The sequence below is a fragment of the Rhodococcus sp. BE178 genome (assembly GCF_050433545.1).
Taxonomy (GTDB): domain Bacteria; phylum Actinomycetota; class Actinomycetes; order Mycobacteriales; family Mycobacteriaceae; genus Prescottella.
In genome coordinates, this window is record NZ_JBNPXA010000013.1 from 117,315 (window position 1) to 135,216 (window position 17,902).

Here is a 17,902-nt window from a genome sequence, read left to right on the forward strand (position 1 = left end):
CCAATTGTTCGCTGGACCGAACTTCGAAGTATGCGTACTCTGAACTCACCGGAGGAACGGACCGAAACCAGGAGACGAGGTGATCGCGATGACGACCGCAGCGCCGTCACGCCACACACGTCACCGGTCGAGTCTCACCGTCGACATCGCCGGCACCGCCTGGCCGCTCTACAAGATCGAGGCTCTGGTCGCCGCGCTCGGCGTGTTCCTCCTCGTCCTGGCGATCGCACAGGTCCTGCAGACCGCGGTCCTCACCGCCGCCGCCGTGGCGGTCGTCGTCTGGTGGACCCGGCGCGCCATGCTCGCGCACCGGCGCGACTGACCGGATCCCCGGTCAGGGCCCGAGCGGACCTGTAATTCTCTGCGAGCAACGGCCGGCTTGCGGAATGTCATGACTGTGCCGTCGTGGCAGTTGCAGCGCCGTCCTCGGTCGTCAGTCGCACCGGGACCCCGGCGGGGTCCAGCGGAACATCCACCGTGGTGTGACCGTCGGCGGAGACGGCCTCCACCGCGTAGCGGGTGCCGTCGCCGGGGGCGACGACCATGCCGACGTCGCCGGAATGCGACCGTAAGTCGACCTCGGCGCGCGTGTCGGTGACCGTCAGGTCCCCGGAGCGGGTGTCGGCCCGGACGACACTGCCGTAGGGCACCTCGATCTCGTAGTGGGCGATGCATGTGGGGTGCCCGACCGCGAAGCGATCGGGACATCGCGTGGTGATCGTCAGGCCGCCCCACTCCTGTTCGATGGTCTCCTCCGGCTTGTCGCCGTCGGTGTACTCGAAGGTCCGGCGAACCTGGATGTCGTGGCGGTCGGCGCCGACGATGTGAGCGTTGAGAGCGGCGGTGGTGAAGCCGATCTGCTTCGCGCCCGAATCATCGAACTGCAGTACGACGGTGGCGATGTCGCCGGCGTAGGTGTCGCTGCGCGACTCCTGGCTCGTCGTTCCGCTGGTGCAGGCGGTGAGCGTGACGGCGGCAAGTGTCATCGCCGCGACACCGCTGCCGCGCCGACACCATCGGAGACCCCGGGTACGAGGTGTGACGGATTCAGCGACGGACATGACGAACCTCCTGAACGAGCAACGCGGCGGCGATCAGCACGACGCCGACGGCGAGAGAGAAGACGGGCGAAGGACCGGCGAGCCGACCGTCGTCGCGGAGTGCACCCATGACGTCGACGGCGGCCACGCCGTTGAGGACCGCGTACCAGAGCACCAGGTAGACGGCCTGGAACACGCGAGGACTGCGGACGATCGAGCCGATCAGGAGTGCGAGCGCGGGAATCAGGGCCGCGCCGGTGACCCACGCGGCAATGCCGCTCACATCCGCTGCCGCCAGCATCCGCAGCAGCGGTCCGGCACCGGCCAGGACCGCGATGAGCACGCCGGCACCCCACTGGGCGACGAGTCGCGCGCGGAACGACACGCCACACTCCACGAGAGGATCGACGCCCTGTTCGAGGGCGTGCGTGCCCAGACGCGACCAGATCAGCACCGGCAGCAGCCACGCGAAGAGCAGCGCGGTGTCGACGCCGTCGGCCGGGACCACCAGTGCCGCACCCGTCACGATCGCGAGCGCGAGCCACCACCACCGCGACACGCCTCCGAGGTGGATGCGCACCTCGCCGACGAGAAGCCCCCAGAACGGGTTTCCGCGGGCGACCGGAGACAACGTTCGTGCGGTCCCGGCGAAGGCGGTCGACGCGCGCGCGACAGGCGATTCGACAGAAGTGGTCGCCGACGAGCTCCCGGCACCGATGCGCCGGGAAAGGCGGCCGCGGCGTGACGGGTCGAACCGACTGAACCACAGGGCCGGCAGTGCCGCGACGACCGTCGAGGCCACCGCCAGTCCCACCCCCGCGACGACGAGAGACAACGCGATATCCATACCGGACCACGCGAACTGCCCGAGCGCACCGGGTTCCGCTGTGAGACCGATGGAGATCTCGTCGTTCGCTCCGGGGTACTGGGCGGCCAGGTCGGCTTGGAACCCTGCGGTCGTCTCGGCGTAGATCAGGGGAAGGCCGGCAAGGAACATCGCGGGATACGCGAAGAACCACACGATGTTTCCCAGACCGCCTCGCAGCGGCGGGATCGTCTCGAAGACGATGGCGGCCGCCGCCGCGACGGTGAGGACCGGGAGACAGAAGAGCACGATCGGCAGCCACAGCGCCGTCAGGTCGAGGGTCGAGGATTCGCCGCGGAGCAGCTGCATCACAGGTGCGATCAGCGCGAGTGCCACAGCCATCGCCGCCAGCACCAGCAGGTTGCTGAAGTACTTGCCCAGCAGGTACATCGGAGTGCGCAGTGGGCTCGCGGCGAGTGTTTCACCGACGCCGGTGGAGACGTCGCGGCCGATGCTGTCCCGAACGACGTAGAACCCGAACAGCGGGAGCCACAGGCTGCCGATCATCGCGAGCATGACCCCGACATAGCCGCTGTCATATACGCCCCGGAACGATCCGACCTTGACCATCGCGTAGGTGGCCGACGCGGGCGGGATCGCGACGTAGCCGAGGGCGAGAGCTCCGAGCACGGTGACCAGGAACGCGGGACGTCGCGAGCGGTCCCGGAAATCTGCGAGCGAGACTGCGGCGACTGCAGTCGTCATCGGGTCACCTCGAACTGCGCGGTCGCCGGACCCACGGCGAACATGTAGGCGTCCTCGAGATCGGGTTCGACCGGACACGCGTCGGCAGTCGGCGGGGCGGTGGCGACCGCGCGGACCCGTACGCCGCCAGCCGTGCGGACGGTCCTGGTGACCATGCCCCGCCGACGGATGTCCGCGGCCGCATCGGCCGGCACCACCGACTCCCACACCGTCCCGGTCGCGGAGCGGAGCAGATCCGCGGGAGCGCCGCGCCACCGCAGGTGCCCGCCCGCGAGAACCGCGATGTCGTCGGCGATCGCCTCGATGTCCGACACGATGTGGGTGGACAGGATGACGATTCGGTCGGACGCCAGATCACCGAGCAGGTTGCGGAACCGCATGCGCTCCTCGGGGTCCAGCCCCACCGTGGGTTCGTCGACGACGAGGACCTCGGGATCGCCCAAGAGTGCCTGCGCGATCCCGAGCCGTTGGCGCATGCCTCCGGAGAACTTGCCGACCGGCCGCGAGCCCGTATCGGCAAGGTTGACGAGTTCGAGCAACTCGTCCACCCGCGCCCGGGCCGATCGCGCACTCAGCCCCTTGACCGCGGCGAGGTACCGCAGGAACTCCCTGGCACTGAGGTGCGGGTAGACCCCGAAATCCTGTGGCAGATAGCCGAGTACCCGCCGAAGGCTCGCGGGCCGGACCGCGATGTCGGCGCCGTTCCAGGTGACCGAACCGGCGGTCGGGCGGGTGATCGTGGCGAGAATCCGCATCAGCGAGGACTTTCCGGCTCCGTTGGGTCCGAGAAGACCGAGCACGCCGGGTCCGATCCGCATCGTGACGTCGGAGACGGCCGGTTTGCCGCGATACGTCTTGGTGACATTGCTCAGCTCCAGTTTCATGGGTCCTCGTTCCTCTGCGAAATCACTTGCAGCAAGCGGACCATTCGACAGGTGATGCGGGCACTGGGTCCACGCGGCGAAAACGGGGTGGTGCCAGCACCACCCACGAGGTGCGCTCCGGACCATTCGCACCAGGCAACCAGCCCGATAGGCTCTGCGGGGTGCCCTCCGACGAACCGCTCACACCTCTCGCCGCGATCACGCGGCGGCGGTTCCTGCTCACGGGTTGGCCGTGGCGCGCACTGGCCTATCTGTTGACGACGCCGCCGGTGGTACTGGCGGCAGCGTTGCCGTTCTCCGGGCTCGTCGCGCCCTGGATCGTGCTGGTGGTCTGGGCCGGAGACGGCTCGTACCCACAGCCACTCGGCACGGTTCTGTTCCTGGTCGTCCTCGGCGCGATTCTGGTCGTGGGACTCGGACCGCTGCTCGCGGTACCCCTCGCGGCGCTGGAACGACAACGGATCAGGCTGGTGATCCCCGGCCGGGCGATCACCGCACATCGCCACCCACCCGCAGCAGGATTGTGGCCGCGGCTGCGAACGCGATACACCGAGGCGGCCACCTGGAAGGCACTCGCCTACGCGAGTCTGTTGATCGTCGTGGCGCCCGCGGCATACGTCCTGGCGGCGGTGTTCGTGTTGCTGATTCTCATCATGCTGGCCAGCCCTCTGCTGGTGAGCGAGGGGCAGCCGGTCGCGCTGGGACTCAGCCAGCTCACGTCGGCCCCGCAGGCTGTCCCCTACGCGATCGCGGGTCTGGCTCTGCTGCCGACGATCCCGTACGTGTTCGCGATCCTGGCGGGTCTCCATGCCGTGATCGCCCGGGCGCTGCTGCTGGCCGACGACCCGGACAATCTGCGCGCTCAACTCGTCGAGGTCGCTCGATCCCGCGCACGGTTGGTGGACGCGTTCGAAGCCGAGCGGCGACGAATCGAACGGGACCTGCACGACGGCGCCCAGTCTCTACTGCTCAACCTCACTCTGCAGCTCGGCATGGCCCGGCTCGATCTGCCGACAGGATCTCCGGCCTCGGCGAGTGTGGCGCACGCGCACGAGCAGGCCAAGCAGCTCATGACCGAACTGCGGCAGCTCATCCGTGGAATCCATCCGCGGGTGCTGACCGACCGTGGCCTGCCCGCTGCGTTGCGCGAGCTGACCGAGGACGTGGCGATTCCGGTGACCGTCACCGCCGACATCCCGCGCCGACCACCATCGCATGCCGAGATCGCCGCGTACTTCGTGGTGGTCGAAGCGCTCAACAACGTCACCAAGCACGCCGATGCCACCGAGGTCGCGGTGACCGCCCGCATTCAGGGCGACGCGTTGACCGTCGAGGTCGTCGACGACGGCCGCGGTGGTGCCGATCCGGGCCGGGGCAGTGGCCTGACCGGCCTGGCCGACCGGGTCGCCGTGATCGACGGCAGAATGCTGTTGTCCAGCCCGCCCGGCGGGCCCACCATCGTCCGTGTGGAGCTTCCGTGCAGCCAGAATTGACAACCGACATCCGGGTGGTGCTCGCCGAGGACGGCGCGCTGCTGCGAGAGAGCCTTGCCCTGATGCTCGAGCGGTTCGGATTCCTTGTGGTGGCAGCGGTGTCGGACGCCGACGCACTGGAATCGGCTGTGGCCGAGCATGCCCCGGACATGGTTGTCACCGATGTGCGGATGCCGCCGGGGTTCACCGACGAAGGGTTGCGTGCCGCCGTGGGGTTGCGGCGCCGGTACCCGGATCTCGCCGTCGTCGTGCTGAGCCAGTACGTGGAACTGAGTTACGCGGACGACCTCCTCGGCGGGGAGGGCGGTCGGGTCGGTTACCTCTTGAAGGACCGTGTCGTCGACGTCGAAGACTTCGCCGCCACGCTGCGGCAGATTGCGAGCGGCGCCACAGTCATCGATCCCACGGTCGTACGCCAACTCTTCCGCCGCCACCGCGACCCGCTGTCCGCACTGTCACCGCGCGAGCGCGAGGTACTCGCCTTGATCGCCGAGGGCCACTCCAACATGGCCATCGCGAAGCTGTTGTTCATCACCGAATCGGCGGTCGGCAAACACGTCGGGAACATCTTTGCCAAGCTGGTTCTGCCGCCGACCGACGATGCGAACCGCCGGGTCCTCGCGGTGCTCGCGTACTTGAGACGCGACGAGGTGGACTAGTCGACACAGGGCGGCCCTCGGGACATCCTCCGTACCACCGAAACTCCCGGGTGCATTTGTGGCGGACCATTCCGGGATACGCTGACCTACGCATTCTCGCCGAGGCGACACGCACGACACGCCGCCAACCCCGTCTGGCGAGGTTCGACGATGGCGCGATACGAGGTCTGTCAGGTGGCCGAGGACATCTATCGCACCGCCGACGACTGACCCGACGAACGGAGAATCGATGCGAACCCGCCGCTCTCCCGCACCCCTCATCGTCGTGCTCGGCGCCCTACTGACAGTGGTCGCACCCGGGCCGGCGCAGGCAGACGCGCCGCAATCCGTATCGACGGCGTGCGGATCACCCCTGAGCGCAAACGAGGTCGATCGAGTCCTGGAACTCGCCGACACCTCAACCGTGCCGGGATCCGGGCTGGACCGCTTCGAGGCCGCCGTGGAGCGGCACCGCGAGATCACCGACATCCTTGTTGCGCACAGGGATCGGCGCGGGCTGTTCTCCCTCGGACTGAACGCCGTGGAGCACGAGGCCGTCCTGCCCCTGCAGCGCGACCCCGCCGCACTCCCCGACCGACGATGGTCCCCCGCGATCAGCTACGACCTGCTGGCCCGCTATCTCCGCAATGTGCACGCCGAGTTCTCCGGCACCGCCACCGACCCCGCGTGGGCGAACTACTTCGCGATGACCCGGCAGTGCTCACTGAGCCCGGCGCGGGTCGCGATGGCCGGCTACAACGCCCATCTCACCGTCGATCTCGCGCACGCGGTCGCGACCAGCGGAACCACCACCGACAACGTTCCCGACTACTACGAGATCGTCGATTCGATTGCCGTCAGGGGCGGTTCCATCGTCACGCTCTCGAAGGATCTCTACGGCGCCGACCTCGGGCCGCTGTGGCGGTTCTACTTCGTCGGTGAGGGACTCGACCGCCTGGCCGGGAACAGCGAGCCGTCGAAGCTGCTGCTGCGCGCCGCCGACAGCGGATACAACACGATCACCCTCGCCAACGGATTCGCGCTGCAGGACCCCCGGACCGCGCAGCCCGCCGACCAGGAGATCGACGGGCTGTGGCGCGCCACCGACGGCGCCCTGCAGACCCTGTCCGACATCGGCGGACTCTGACGAACCAGCCGACTTCGGCGCGCGTGGCTCCTGTGAGTCTCCTAGGAGTTTCGACCAACCGGACAAAACCGGCAATATCATGGGGCTTGCAGCAACAGCAGCGGTGCGCCCGAGAGCTGCCCTCGAGGACGCCGGTGGACGTGCCGCGCCGGCCACGACACCGTCGACCGCCCACCGGGACGACGCGATCCGACCCCGCCACACCGACCCGAGCCGAACCGAACCGACGGTGCACCCGAGACGCAAACCCGTCCGGGGGCCGTGCGGAAAGGATCGCCATGGAACACAGGAAGCAAACCCCGGACACGGCGGGCAGCGCACGCCGGGTACTCGCGAGAGTCCTCGTCACGCTGTCGTTGGCGGCCGTCCCCCTGGGGCTGGTCGCAGCACCGGCACTCGCCGATCCCGCGACGCCCGCAACCAGCCCGAGCGCGGTTGCAGTGACGCAGGTGCACCACCAGCATCACCACCATCACGGCGGTTGCTGGCGCTGGGAGCAGAACCATCAGGGCCAGTGGAACTGGATGTGGCACGAACACCACCGGTGACACTGCGCCACACCCCACCGTCCGGGTCTTGCCGACCCGGACGGTTCGCGTCACGGCTCAGCCGGCGAGGCAACTCGGCCCGAGCAACGCCTTGAGATCGCCCATCAGCGCCGACGACGGCTCCACCCGCAGGACCTCGTCCACCATCCACAGCGACGTGCCGCGACTGCCGATCAACCGCACATGGACGTCGGACGTACCGGGGTGACGCGTCAGCACCTGCTTGAGGGCACCGAGCTTCTCCTTGGTGCACTGCCGCACCGGCAGGCTCACCGCGACCGGCTTCGCGACACCGATAGCCGAAAGGTCCGGCACCGCAAGGTCATTCGCGATCAGCGAGACGCGGTCGTCCCGGATCGACACGCGCGCCTTGACGAGCACCACCGAGTCCTCGACCACATCCATCCCGTACACCGAGTACGCCTGCGGGAAGAACAACACCTCGATACCACCGGAGAGGTCCTCGAGCTGCGCGGACGCCCACGTCAGTCCGTTCTTGTTGATCCGCCGGTTGACCGACGCGAGGATGCCGCCGACGGTGACCTGGGTGCCGTCCTTGATGTCGCCCTCGAGGATGGTCGGGATCGCCGTGTCCGACTGCGAGGCGAGGACGTGTTCGATGCCGTTGAGCGGATGCCCGGAGACGTACAGGCCCAGCATCTCGCGCTCGAGCGCGAGCCGGTGCTTGGTGTCCCACTCCTCGTCGGGAATCTTCACGTTGAAGACCGACGTCACCGACTCGTCCGCGTCGTCGCCACCGAACAGGTCGAACTGCCCCATCGCCTCGGCCTTCTTGGTGCCCATCACCGCGTCGATCGCGTCGGCGTGCACCAGCATCAGACCCTTGCGCGGATGCTCGAGCGAGTCGAATCCGCCTGCCTTGATGAGTGATTCGGTGACCTTCTTGGAACAGGCCAGCGCGTCGATCTTCCCGAGGTAGTCGGAGAAGTCGGTGAACTTCGACTTCTCGGTGCGCGCCTTGATGATCGACGCCACGACATTCGCGCCGACGTTGCGGACCGCACCGAGGCCGAACCGGATGTCCTCACCGACCGAAGCGAAGTTGACCTCGGACTCGTTGACGTCCGGCGGCAGCACCGTGATGCCCATCTTCCGGCAATCCGACAGGTACACCGCCGCCTTGTCCTTGTCGTCGCCGACGGACGTGAGCAGACCGGCCATGTACTCGGCCGGATAGTTCGCCTTGAGGTACGCCGTCCAGAACGACACCAGGCCGTAGCCGGCGGCGTGCGACTTGTTGAACGCGTAGCCGGCGAACGGGAGGATCGTGTCCCACAGCGCCTTGATCGCAGGCTCGGAGAACTCGTTCTTGAGCATCCCCTCGCGGAAGCCGGCGTAGGCCTCCTCCAGCACCGAGAGCTTCTTCTTACCCATGGCTCGACGGAGAATGTCTGCCTGTCCCAGCGAGTAGCCGGCCACCTTCTGAGCGATCTGCATGATCTGCTCCTGGTAGACGATCAGGCCGAAGGTGTCCTTGAGGATCTCCTTGAGCGGCTCCTCGAGCTCCGGGTGGATCGGCTTGACTTCCTGCCGCCCGTTCTTGCGGTCGGCGTAGTCGTTGTGCGCGTTCATGCCCATCGGACCCGGGCGATACAGCGCCAGCACCGCGACGATGTCCTCGAAGCCGGTGGGCTGCATGCGCCGCAGCAGATCCCGCATCGCACTGCCGTCGAGCTGGAAGACACCGAGGGTGTCACCACGCGCGAGCAACTCGTACGTGGCCGGGTCCTCGATGGGCAGCGTGTCGAGATCGATGTCGATGCCGCGGTTGGCCTTGATGTTCTCGATCGCGTCACCGATGACGGTGAGGTTGCGCAGACCGAGGAAGTCCATCTTCAGCAGGCCGATGGCCTCGCACGACGGGTAGTCCCAGCCGGTGATGATCGCGCCGTCCTGCGCGCGCTTCCACACCGGGATCGCGTCGGTGAGCGGCTCGGAGGACATGATGACCGCGCAGGCGTGCACGCCGGCGTTGCGGATCAGGCCCTCGAGGCCCTTCGCGGTCTGGTAGATCTTCGCGACGTCCGGGTTGGAGTCGATGAGCGCGCGGACCTCGACGGCCTCCTTGTAGCGCTCGTGCTCGGGATCGGTGATGCCCGCGACCGAGATGTCCTTCGCCATGATCGGCGGCGGCAGCGCCTTGGTGATCTGATCGGCGATCGCGAAACCGGGCTGCCCGAACTGGACTCGCGCGGAGTCCTTGATGGCGGCCTTGGTCTTGATGGTGCCGAACGTGATGACCTGGGCGACCTTGTCGCTGCCCCACTTCTCGGTGGCGTAACGCACCATCTCGCCGCGGCGACGGTCGTCGAAGTCGATATCGATATCGGGCATCGACACGCGCTCGGGGTTGAGGAACCGCTCGAACAGCAGGCCGTGCGGAATGGGGTCGATGTTGGTGATGCCCATCGCGTACGCGACGAGCGAACCGGCCGCCGAGCCTCGACCGGGGCCGACGCGGATGCCGACCTCGCGCGCATGGTTGATCAGGTCGCCGACGACGAGGAAGTAGGCCGGGAAGCCCATCTCGTTGATGACGCCGATCTCGTAGTCGGCGCGCTCGAGGTACTCCTGCGGCGGACCGCCGGGGAAGCGACGGTCGAGTCCGCGCAGCACCTCGTGACGCAGGAACGTCTGCTGGGTGTGCCCGTCCGGGACCGGGAAGATCGGCATCCGGTCGTGGTGGGCCCACACGTCGTCGTACGACTGCACCCGCTCGGCGATGAGCAGCGAGCTGTCACACGCCTCCGGGACCTCGGAGTCCCAGATCGCGCGCATCTCCTCGGCCGACTTGAGGTAGTACCCGTCACCGTCGAACTTGAAGCGCGTCGGGTCCGAGAGCGTCTTGCCGGTCTGGATGCACAGCAGAGCCTCGTGGTTCTCGGCCGCGTCCTTGGTCACGTAGTGGCAGTCGTTGGTGGCGAGCGGGCGGATGCCCAACTGCTTGCCGATGTCGAGCAGGCCCTCACGGACGCGGCGCTCGATCGACAGGCCGTGGTCCATGAGTTCGAGGAAGAAGTTGTCCTTGCCCCAGATCTCCTGCCACTTCGCGGCGGCCTCGAGCGCCTCCCGGTCGTGGCCGAGACGCAGCCGGGTCTGGATCTCACCCGACGGGCAGCCGGTCGTGGCGATGATGCCCTCGGCGTGCGTGGCGATGAGTTCCTCGTCCATGCGCGGCCACTTGCCGAGCTGACCCTCGATCGACGCGAGGGACGACAGCTTGAACAGGTTCCGCAGCCCGGTCGCGTTCTCGGCGACCATCGTCATGTGCGTGTAGGCGCCCGAACCCGAAACGTCGTCGGACTTCTGGCTGCGATCGCCCCACAGCACGCGCTTGGTGTTGAACCGCGACTCCGGCGCGATGTACGCCTCGATGCCGATGATCGGCTTGATGCCGTGCTTCTTGGCGACGTTGTAGAACTCGCTGGCGCCGTACATGTTGCCGTGGTCGGTCATACCGACCGCGGTCATCCCGAGGCGCTCCGCCTCCTTGAACAGCGGGCCGACCTTTGCCGCACCGTCGAGCATCGAGTACTCGGTGTGATTGTGCAGGTGAACGAACGAGTCAGCCACGCGCGCCTCTCTGTCTACGGCCGGTGTGCGAGCACCGGCGGGTCCAGCAGCCTCCAGCAGCCACTGAGTCTATGCCCTGGCACCGACGGCCCGGACAGTCGCTACCGAACGTCTGTCACCGCGCCGCGGCGGGTGATTCTCACGGCACCGCGACGGCTTCGACGGCCGACTGAGCCTGCCTGCGGGTCCGCCGCGCACGGACCAGAGCGTCGGTGGTGAACACCACCAGCGCGGTCCAGATCAACGCGAACCCGATCCACCGCGACGGCGGCATGACTTCGTGCATCACCGCCACACCCCACACCATCTGGAGGACCGGCGTGAGGTACTGCAGAATGCCGAGCGTGGTCAGCGGAATGCGTTGCGCCGCGACTCCGAACAGGAGAAGCGGTACCGCGGTGACCGGCCCTGCCGCCATGAGCAACAGACTGTGGCCGACGCCGTTGCCGAAGAACGAACCGGCGCCCGTGACGGCGAGCACCACCAGATAGGCCACCGCGAACGGCGCCGCGACCACCCCTTCCGCCGTCAGGCTCGTGCGCGGGTCGAGCGGGATCACCTTCTTGATCAACCCGTACGTCGCGAACGACAGGGCCAGCGTGAGCGCGACGAGTGGCGGTCGGCCGTAGTCGACGGTGATGATCACCACCGCGATCGCCGCCAGCACCAACGCCGCGACCTGCGCGCGGGACAGCTTCTCCCGGAAGATCAGCACACCGAGAAGCACGCTGACCAACGGGTTGACGAAGTATCCGAGCGCCGCCTCGACGACGTGGCCCGACACGATGGCGTAGATGTACGTGCCCCAGTTGATCCCGATCGCGACGGTGGCCGCCGACACCAGACCCCACGTCCGCGCGCCCATCCCCCGCAGCGAACCGAGCCTGCCCAGCACGACGAGCACGACGAGCATCAGCAGCACCGTCCACACCATCCGGTGGGCCAGCACCTCGAGCGATCCGGCGGGGGCGAGGAGACCGAAGAAGATCGGGAACAGGCCCCAGATCAGGTAGGCGCCGACACCCGACAGCAGTCCGGTGGAATCGTCACTTCGGGCCCGCTGTGTCACGTAGTCCGACGATAGCCGCCGGGCTACTGTGACTCGTCACGCACCGGTACGGATCCGGGGCGCAGACGCAGGAGCCCGCGGTGACGACGACCACAGAGCCCGAGAACACGAATGCCGCGCGGTCGGCGGGTCATCCGTGGCGACGACGCTCCGCATGGACCCTCGGCCTGCTGCTCACCGTCGTCCTGGTCTTCGCCCTCGCCTTCCTGACCACGCCGTGGCCCGGCTCGATCCTTGTGCGCTTCATCTTCGACAAGGGCGCGCAGAAGACGACGGAGGCCCTCGAGAAGCACGCGCCCGACGGCATCGCGTCGATCCCGGACCTGCAGTACCGGACCGGCGACAACGACGCCTACCTCGACGTCTACTTCCCCGAGGGCCTGGCGGGCACGCCGCAGGTGCTGCCGACCGTGATCTGGACGCACGGCGGCGCCTGGATCTCGGGCCACCGCACGAACTACGCACCGTACTTCCAGCTGATCGCCGACGCCGGATTCACCGTCGTCTCGCTCGACTACTCACTCGGACCCGGACGCAAGTACCCGACCGCCGTCGAGCAACTGCGCGACGCTCACGCGTACGTCCTCGCGAACGCCGAACGCCTGCATGTCGATTCGAGTCGGATCGTGCTGGCCGGCGACTCGGCCGGCGCGCAGCTGTCGAGCCAGCTCGCGACGATCGCGACCAATCCCGAGTATGCGCGGGCCGTCGGGATCGAGTCGGCGCTGCAGCCGGAGCAGCTGCGCGGGGTCGTGCTCAACTGCGGCATCTACGACGTGCCGAACATGGTCGGCGGGCCCGGCATCATCGGATGGGGCACCACCGAGTCGATCTGGGCGTACACCGGCACCAAGGACTTCGAGAACTCGGAGGCGGTGGCGCAGATGTCCACGCTCCACCACGTCACCGACCAATTCCCGCCCTCGTACATCTCCGGCGGCAACGCGGACGGGCTGACCGAGGAGCAGTCCCAGGCGCTCGCCGCGAAGCTGACCGGCCTCGGGGTCGACGTGACCACGCTGTTCTACCCGGACGACCACGAACCGGCCCTGGGGCACGAGTACCAGTTCGACCTCGACAACGCCGACGGCATGAACGCGCTCGCCCAGACCATCGAGTTCATCCGCAAGCACACCGCGGATGCCCCCGTGAACTAGACGATACGAGGCAACCCCTCGTTCCGAGTGACCGGACCGCACCCCGCCGGTGTTCCGGATTTCCGCGCCGATAACGCGAAACAGACTTGGCCAGAACGGATCCCGCCCTCCTACCCCCTCTCCGGAAACCCCGGTCCCAGTCGAGCCCGAGACTTCTCACAGCAGGTACCGGACGGCGAATTTGCCGCGCGCACAACCGCCTCGGCGTCTGCGATATGGTCGGTGGCGAATCCATTGTCAGGGGAGGGACAATTGTGACGACCATCTACCTTGCTTGTCTCGCCATGGGTCTCGTGGGGATTGTCGGGACACTTGTCGTCGGCGAGACCGGATCGGATGTCGGTGACACAGACGGAGGAAGCGGGCTGCCGTTTCTGAGTCTGACCACCGTCGCGACTGCACTGTTCGGCGTAGGTGTCGGCGGCAGCGGCGCCAGTGTGGCGGGCGGGAGTGGCCTCGTTGCCGCGCTCACCGCGACTGCCGGCGCAATCGTTCTGGTCGGTCTCACCCGAGGTGTGCTGTTGCCGTATCTACTGCGGCAACAGTCCAACTCCCACATCGGACGGCAGGCCTACATCGGTCTCGTCGGCACGGTCACCATCCCGATCGCCCCCGGAGGTTGGGGTGAGGTCGCGTTCACCGACACCGAAGGCAACCGGGTCCGCGCGCGAGCAGTATCGACCGAAGCTGTGATGCTTCCCGTCGACGCGCGGGTCTACATCGGCGATATCGATGCCGACAACGTTCACGTCGTGGCCGTCCCCGACGATCTCGCATCGGATTCTCCACTGCACAAATCGAACTGAGGAATCTTCATGGTGACAGTCGTGGCCGCCATTGTGGTGGCTCTGGTGATCTTCATCGGATTACCGCTCGTGTACGTCCGGAACTACATCAAGGTGCCGCCGAACGAGGTCGCGGTCTTCACCGGCCGCGGCAAGCCGAAGGTCGTCCGGGGCGGCGCGCGCTTCAAGATCCCCGGCATCGAGCGGGTCGACATCATGTCGCTCGAGCCGTTCAACGTCAGCATCAACCTCCAGAACGCGCTGTCCAACGACGGCGTCCCGGTGAACGTCGAGGCCGTCGGCCTGGTGCGCATCGGATCCGCCGACGAGGCCGTGCAGACCGCGGTCCAGCGGTTCCTGACCTCCGATCTCGACGAACTGCGCCGACAGATCAACGAGATCCTGTCCGGGTCGCTGCGCGGCATCACCGCAACCATGACCGTCGAGGATCTGAACTCGAATCGCGAGACCCTCGCCCGCAGCGTCGTCGAGGAGGCCGGTACCGACCTCGCCCGCATCGGCATGGAGGTCGACGTCCTCAAGATCGCCGGGATCAACGACCACAACGGATATCTCGAGTCCCTCGGGCAGCGGCGCATCGCGGAGGTCAAGCGTGACGCCGCCGTCGGCACCGCGAACGCCGAACGCGACGCCCAGATCCAGTCGGCCAAGGCCCGACAGGAGGGCGCCGTCGCGCAAGCCGAAGCCGATACCGCCATCGCGACTGCCAACCAGGCGCGCGACGTCGAACTCGCGAAGCTGCGCGCCCGGACCGAGGCGGAGAACGCCGAAGCGGACCAGGCCGGGCCGTTGGCCCGCGCGACCGCCGAGAAGGCAGTCCGCATCGCGCTGGAGCAGGCCGAAGCGGCACGGGTGGAGGCTCGGATCGAGGTCGAACAGCGGCGCGCCGAGCAAGCCAAGGCGGCGCTCGAAGCCGACGTCATCGCCCCTGCGGAGGCGGAGCGTCAGGCCGCGGTCGCCCGCGCCGAGGGCGAGAAGCAGGCCGCAATCCTCAAGGCCGACGCGAACGCCGAGGCCGCTCGCCGCTCCGGAGCCGCCCAGGCGGACTCCCGCAAGCTCGCGGCCGATGCGGTGCGCGCCGAACAGCAGGCCGAGGCCGACGGCATCAAGGCCCGGCTGGGTGCCGAGGCGGAGGGCCGCAAGGTGTCCGCCGACGCGCTGCGCGCGGAGCAGCAGGCCGAGGCCGACGGTTTGCGTGCCCGGCTCGAGGCCGAGGCCGACGGCAAGCGGAAGGTTGCAGAGGCCCTCAACGCGTACACCCCTGCCGCGGCCCAGATGCTGATGCTCCCCGACGTCCTCGCGGCACTCGTCGAGGCCACCGAGGCAGCAGCGAAGCCAGTCGGTGACATCGACCGGATCTCCATCGTCGGCAGCGCCGACGGCGTGTCCGGCAGCGTCGGCTCCATCCTCGGCATCAGCCCGTCGACGATCGCCGGCGTCATCGAGACCCTCGAATCCTCGGGCATCGACATCGCGGGCATTCTTAATTCGGTCGGGCACCACCCCCAGCAGGGCGCACCGACGGATATCTCGCCCACGGTGGCGACGGCACGCGTACCCGTGAGCGCCGGCAGCAACGGCGTGAGCGACACACCTGGCGCGTGACCGCATACGAACGGCCCGCGCCACGGATTGTGGTGGGCGGGCCGTTCGTGTTCGGTCCCACCGGTCACGGCAGCGCCGGTACCGGCCCGTCGTCCGGCCCCGGCACCACCACCGTGGTCTGGGACGGCAGCAGCGGGCTGACCGCGAACGCCCCGGCGACCGCGTCCGCGGGCAGCGCCTCGACCGCGCGCGCGGTCGGGGTCGCGGCCAGTGCCCGCAGCTGCGCGAGCGAACCGCGGACCACCGCACCCACCACACACGTGCACCCCGTGGACAGGCGCGCCGCCGAGTACGCCATGACCTGCGACTGCCGGTCCACGCCTGCCCCGGCCATCGACAGCCGCGCCGATGCCACCGTGGACGCGCGTTCGACGGATTCCCGATTCGCCGCGACCGGGATCGTGACGATCGGTGTCTGCACCCGCTCGATCGGCACCCGGAACATCACCTGGGACACCCTCAGGTCGCCCACGGTGTCGAGCAGGGTCGACGCCGTCGCCGGCGCATCCAACGACACCAGCGCCCAGTGCTCCGCACCGGCGTCGGGCCCCGCGTCCTCGACCAGTGACGCGTTCGCACGGTCGAGATACTCGGCGACCGGCTCCCCGGCGTCCGGGCCCAGCCTGTCGGTCGACACCCGCGCCGGGGGCACCGGGTTCGCCACCCCGAGCGCGACGACGGTACCGGTGAGCGCGACCGCCGCAACGATGGTCGGCCACCTCCGCGAACTCATCTCACGTGCCCCGCAGAACTCCGAGCGCGTGCTGCAGATCCTTCGGGTAGTCGCTGGTGATCTCCACCCAGTGACCGTCCGCCGGATGTGCGAACCCGAGGGAGCGCGCGTGCAGCCACTGACGTTCCAGGCCCAGACGCTCGGCCAGGCGCGGATCCGCACCGTAGGTGAGGTCACCGCAGCACGGGTGCCGCAGCGCCGAGAAGTGGACCCGGATCTGATGGGTCCGGCCCGTCTCCAGGTGGATGTCGAGCAGGCTGGCCGCCTGGAACGCCTCGACCGTGTCGTAGTGCGTGATGCTCGGCTTGCCGTCCGCGGTGACCGTGAACTTCCAGTCATTGCTGCGGTGCCGGCCGATCGGCGCGTCGATCGTGCCACTGCTCGGATCGGGATGGCCCTGCACGAGTGCGTGGTAGCGCTTGTCGATGGTGCGCTCCTTGAACGCGCGCTTGAGCACCGTGTACGCGCGCTCCGACGTCGCGACCACCATGACGCCGGACGTGCCGACGTCGAGACGGTGCACGATGCCCTGACGCTCGTGCGCCCCGGACGTCGAGATCCGGAAGCCCGCCGCGGCGAGGCCACCGATCACCGTCGGGCCGGTCCAGCCGACGCTCGCGTGAGCCGCGACGCCGACCGGCTTGTCGACCGCGACGATGTCGTCGTCGGCGTAGAGGATCTCCATCCCCTCGACCGGTTCCGCCTCGATCGTGAGCGGACGCGGCGGCTCGGGCAGCTCCACCTCGAGCCACGTGCCGGCGGACAGCCGATCGGACTTCCCGACGGCGGCACCGTCGATCCGGACCGCGCCTTCCTCCGTGAGCACGGCCACCGCGGTGCGCGAGAGTCCCAGCAGGCGCGCCAGTCCGGCGTCGACCCGCATGCCCTCGAGTCCGTCGGGAACCGGCATCGATCGTGTCTCCCTCATGCCGCATCCCCCTTCCGCGAGGTCTCTGTCGTCGTGTCGGTCTTCGTGCCGCTCGGTTCGATTCCGAACAACGTGAGCGCCACCAGCAGGATCGCACCGCACACGATGGACGAGTCGGCGACGTTGAACACCGGCCACCAGCCCACCGAGACGAAGTCGACGACGTGACCCTGCAGCGGTCCCGGCGAGCGGAAGAGTCGGTCGATCAGGTTGCCGAGCGCGCCGCCGAGGACCAGGCCCAGGCCGAGCGCCCACCACGGCGAGCTGAGGGTCCGGCCGATCTTGATCACGCCGATCACGACACCGACCGCGACCAGCGTGAGGAGCCACGTCATTCCGGTCGCCATGGAGAAGGCGGCACCCGGGTTGCGGATCAGGGTCAGGGTGACCGTGTCGCCGATGATGCGGACCGGATCCCTGGGATCGATCAGCGCGACGGCCAGGACCTTCGTCACCAGATCGAGGGCGAACACCACGACCGCGACGGCGACGAGCAGGAACATGCGACGCGGGCCGCGCGGTGCCGCCTCGGCGTCGCCGCCCGACGACGCCTCGACGGGATTGTCGGGGTCCGGTACGGGCTGATCGGGAATGGGTTTACCTTTCACGGCGCGGTCGTCGCTGTCGGTGCGGTCGTCACTCACTCCGCCATCATCCCCTACCCGGGAGACAGACCGGTCATCCCACCCG

General features: G+C 68.2%; 16 protein-coding genes. 8 read left to right on the plus strand and 8 right to left on the minus strand.

What is annotated here, in order from left to right; translation table 11 throughout:
• Window positions 1-88: 88 nt before the first annotated feature.
• Window positions 89-322: a hypothetical protein gene (locus tag J2X34_RS21005; RefSeq protein ID WP_114719448.1), complete on the plus strand. Its 234-nt coding sequence runs from the start codon at window positions 89-91 to the stop codon at window positions 320-322.
• Window positions 323-389: 67 nt separating this feature from the next.
• Here the strand turns inward: J2X34_RS21005 and J2X34_RS21010 are convergent, their stop codons facing one another.
• Genes J2X34_RS21010 through J2X34_RS21020 form a run of 3 tightly spaced genes read right to left on the minus strand, consistent with a single transcriptional unit; the run spans window position 390 to window position 3,494 of the window.
• Window positions 390-1,061: a DUF4097 domain-containing protein gene (locus J2X34_RS21010; RefSeq protein WP_147283472.1), complete on the minus strand. Its 672-nt coding sequence runs from the start codon at window positions 1,059-1,061 to the stop codon at window positions 390-392.
• Window positions 1,048-2,610, minus strand: a complete 1,563-nt coding sequence (locus tag J2X34_RS21015; RefSeq protein ID WP_429519616.1) for a hypothetical protein — start codon at window positions 2,608-2,610, stop codon at window positions 1,048-1,050. The genes J2X34_RS21010 and J2X34_RS21015 overlap by 14 nt, the downstream gene beginning before the upstream one ends.
• Window positions 2,607-3,494 (minus strand): ABC transporter ATP-binding protein, encoded by an 888-nt coding sequence (locus J2X34_RS21020; protein ID WP_429519618.1) that lies wholly within the window; start codon window positions 3,492-3,494, stop codon window positions 2,607-2,609. Before J2X34_RS21020 ends, J2X34_RS21015 begins: the two co-directional genes overlap by 4 nt.
• Window positions 3,495-3,655: 161 nt before the next feature.
• Here J2X34_RS21020 and J2X34_RS21025 point away from each other — a divergent pair, with 161 nt between their 5' ends.
• The 4 genes from J2X34_RS21025 to J2X34_RS21040 all read left to right on the plus strand — a co-directional run bounded on the left by J2X34_RS21025 (window position 3,656) and on the right by J2X34_RS21040 (window position 7,320).
• The gene (locus tag J2X34_RS21025; RefSeq protein WP_114719316.1) at window positions 3,656-4,987 is read left to right on the plus strand and encodes a sensor histidine kinase; all 1,332 of its coding nucleotides are present in this window, start codon (window positions 3,656-3,658) and stop codon (window positions 4,985-4,987) included.
• Window positions 4,972-5,646: a response regulator gene (locus J2X34_RS21030; RefSeq protein WP_258557654.1), complete on the plus strand. Its 675-nt coding sequence runs from the start codon at window positions 4,972-4,974 to the stop codon at window positions 5,644-5,646. Before J2X34_RS21025 ends, J2X34_RS21030 begins: the two co-directional genes overlap by 16 nt.
• Window positions 5,647-5,875: 229 nt before the next feature.
• Window positions 5,876-6,772: a DUF5995 family protein gene (locus J2X34_RS21035; RefSeq protein WP_114719314.1), complete on the plus strand. Its 897-nt coding sequence runs from the start codon at window positions 5,876-5,878 to the stop codon at window positions 6,770-6,772.
• A gap of 278 nt (window positions 6,773-7,050) precedes the next feature.
• On the plus strand, window positions 7,051-7,320 hold the full coding sequence (locus tag J2X34_RS21040; RefSeq protein ID WP_429519621.1) for a hypothetical protein: 270 nt from the start codon (window positions 7,051-7,053) through the stop codon (window positions 7,318-7,320).
• Between the two features lie 57 nt (window positions 7,321-7,377).
• Here the strand turns inward: J2X34_RS21040 and dnaE are convergent, their stop codons facing one another.
• Together dnaE and rarD are read right to left on the minus strand one after the other, a co-directional pair.
• Window positions 7,378-10,914 (minus strand): DNA polymerase III subunit alpha, encoded by a 3,537-nt coding sequence (gene dnaE, locus J2X34_RS21045; RefSeq protein WP_114719313.1) that lies wholly within the window; start codon window positions 10,912-10,914, stop codon window positions 7,378-7,380.
• A gap of 139 nt (window positions 10,915-11,053) precedes the next feature.
• On the minus strand, window positions 11,054-11,983 hold the full coding sequence (rarD, locus tag J2X34_RS21050; protein WP_429519623.1) for an EamA family transporter RarD: 930 nt from the start codon (window positions 11,981-11,983) through the stop codon (window positions 11,054-11,056).
• A 170-nt stretch (window positions 11,984-12,153) separates the two neighbouring features.
• Here rarD and J2X34_RS21055 point away from each other — a divergent pair, with 170 nt between their 5' ends.
• The 3 genes from J2X34_RS21055 to J2X34_RS21065 all read left to right on the plus strand — a co-directional run bounded on the left by J2X34_RS21055 (window position 12,154) and on the right by J2X34_RS21065 (window position 15,551).
• Window positions 12,154-13,140: an alpha/beta hydrolase gene (locus J2X34_RS21055; RefSeq protein ID WP_174914782.1), complete on the plus strand. Its 987-nt coding sequence runs from the start codon at window positions 12,154-12,156 to the stop codon at window positions 13,138-13,140.
• 254 nt (window positions 13,141-13,394) lie between these two features.
• Window positions 13,395-13,946: an NfeD family protein gene (locus tag J2X34_RS21060; RefSeq protein WP_429519625.1), complete on the plus strand. Its 552-nt coding sequence runs from the start codon at window positions 13,395-13,397 to the stop codon at window positions 13,944-13,946.
• A 9-nt stretch (window positions 13,947-13,955) separates the two neighbouring features.
• Window positions 13,956-15,551 (plus strand): SPFH domain-containing protein, encoded by a 1,596-nt coding sequence (locus J2X34_RS21065; RefSeq protein WP_429519627.1) that lies wholly within the window; start codon window positions 13,956-13,958, stop codon window positions 15,549-15,551.
• A 64-nt stretch (window positions 15,552-15,615) separates the two neighbouring features.
• Here the strand turns inward: J2X34_RS21065 and J2X34_RS21070 are convergent, their stop codons facing one another.
• The 3 genes from J2X34_RS21070 to lspA are packed head-to-tail and all read right to left on the minus strand — an operon-like array spanning window position 15,616 to window position 17,856.
• The gene (locus tag J2X34_RS21070; RefSeq protein ID WP_114719309.1) at window positions 15,616-16,284 is read right to left on the minus strand and encodes a hypothetical protein; all 669 of its coding nucleotides are present in this window, start codon (window positions 16,282-16,284) and stop codon (window positions 15,616-15,618) included.
• Between the two features lies 1 nt (window position 16,285).
• The gene (locus J2X34_RS21075; protein ID WP_114719308.1) at window positions 16,286-17,212 is read right to left on the minus strand and encodes an RluA family pseudouridine synthase; all 927 of its coding nucleotides are present in this window, start codon (window positions 17,210-17,212) and stop codon (window positions 16,286-16,288) included.
• The gene (lspA, locus tag J2X34_RS21080; RefSeq protein WP_397484363.1) at window positions 17,209-17,856 is read right to left on the minus strand and encodes a signal peptidase II; all 648 of its coding nucleotides are present in this window, start codon (window positions 17,854-17,856) and stop codon (window positions 17,209-17,211) included. The genes J2X34_RS21075 and lspA overlap by 4 nt, the downstream gene beginning before the upstream one ends.
• Window positions 17,857-17,902: the final 46 nt, after the last annotated feature.

What these genes read in the sequence shown, in the direction of transcription:
- J2X34_RS21010 (WP_147283472.1), bottom strand. Translation starts at nt 1,061, where the DNA reads ATGTCCGTCGCTGAATCCGTCACACCTCGTACCCGGGGTCTCCGATGG.
- J2X34_RS21020 (WP_429519618.1), bottom strand. Translation starts at nt 3,494, where the DNA reads ATGAAACTGGAGCTGAGCAATGTCACCAAGACGTATCGCGGCAAACCG.
- J2X34_RS21065 (WP_429519627.1), top strand. Translation starts at nt 13,956, where the DNA reads ATGGTGACAGTCGTGGCCGCCATTGTGGTGGCTCTGGTGATCTTCATC.
- J2X34_RS21070 (WP_114719309.1), bottom strand. Translation starts at nt 16,284, where the DNA reads ATGAGTTCGCGGAGGTGGCCGACCATCGTTGCGGCGGTCGCGCTCACC.
- J2X34_RS21035 (WP_114719314.1), top strand. Translation starts at nt 5,876, where the DNA reads ATGCGAACCCGCCGCTCTCCCGCACCCCTCATCGTCGTGCTCGGCGCC.
- J2X34_RS21005 (WP_114719448.1), top strand. Translation starts at nt 89, where the DNA reads ATGACGACCGCAGCGCCGTCACGCCACACACGTCACCGGTCGAGTCTC.
- J2X34_RS21015 (WP_429519616.1), bottom strand. Translation starts at nt 2,610, where the DNA reads ATGACGACTGCAGTCGCCGCAGTCTCGCTCGCAGATTTCCGGGACCGC.
- J2X34_RS21040 (WP_429519621.1), top strand. Translation starts at nt 7,051, where the DNA reads ATGGAACACAGGAAGCAAACCCCGGACACGGCGGGCAGCGCACGCCGG.
- J2X34_RS21075 (WP_114719308.1), bottom strand. Translation starts at nt 17,212, where the DNA reads ATGAGGGAGACACGATCGATGCCGGTTCCCGACGGACTCGAGGGCATG.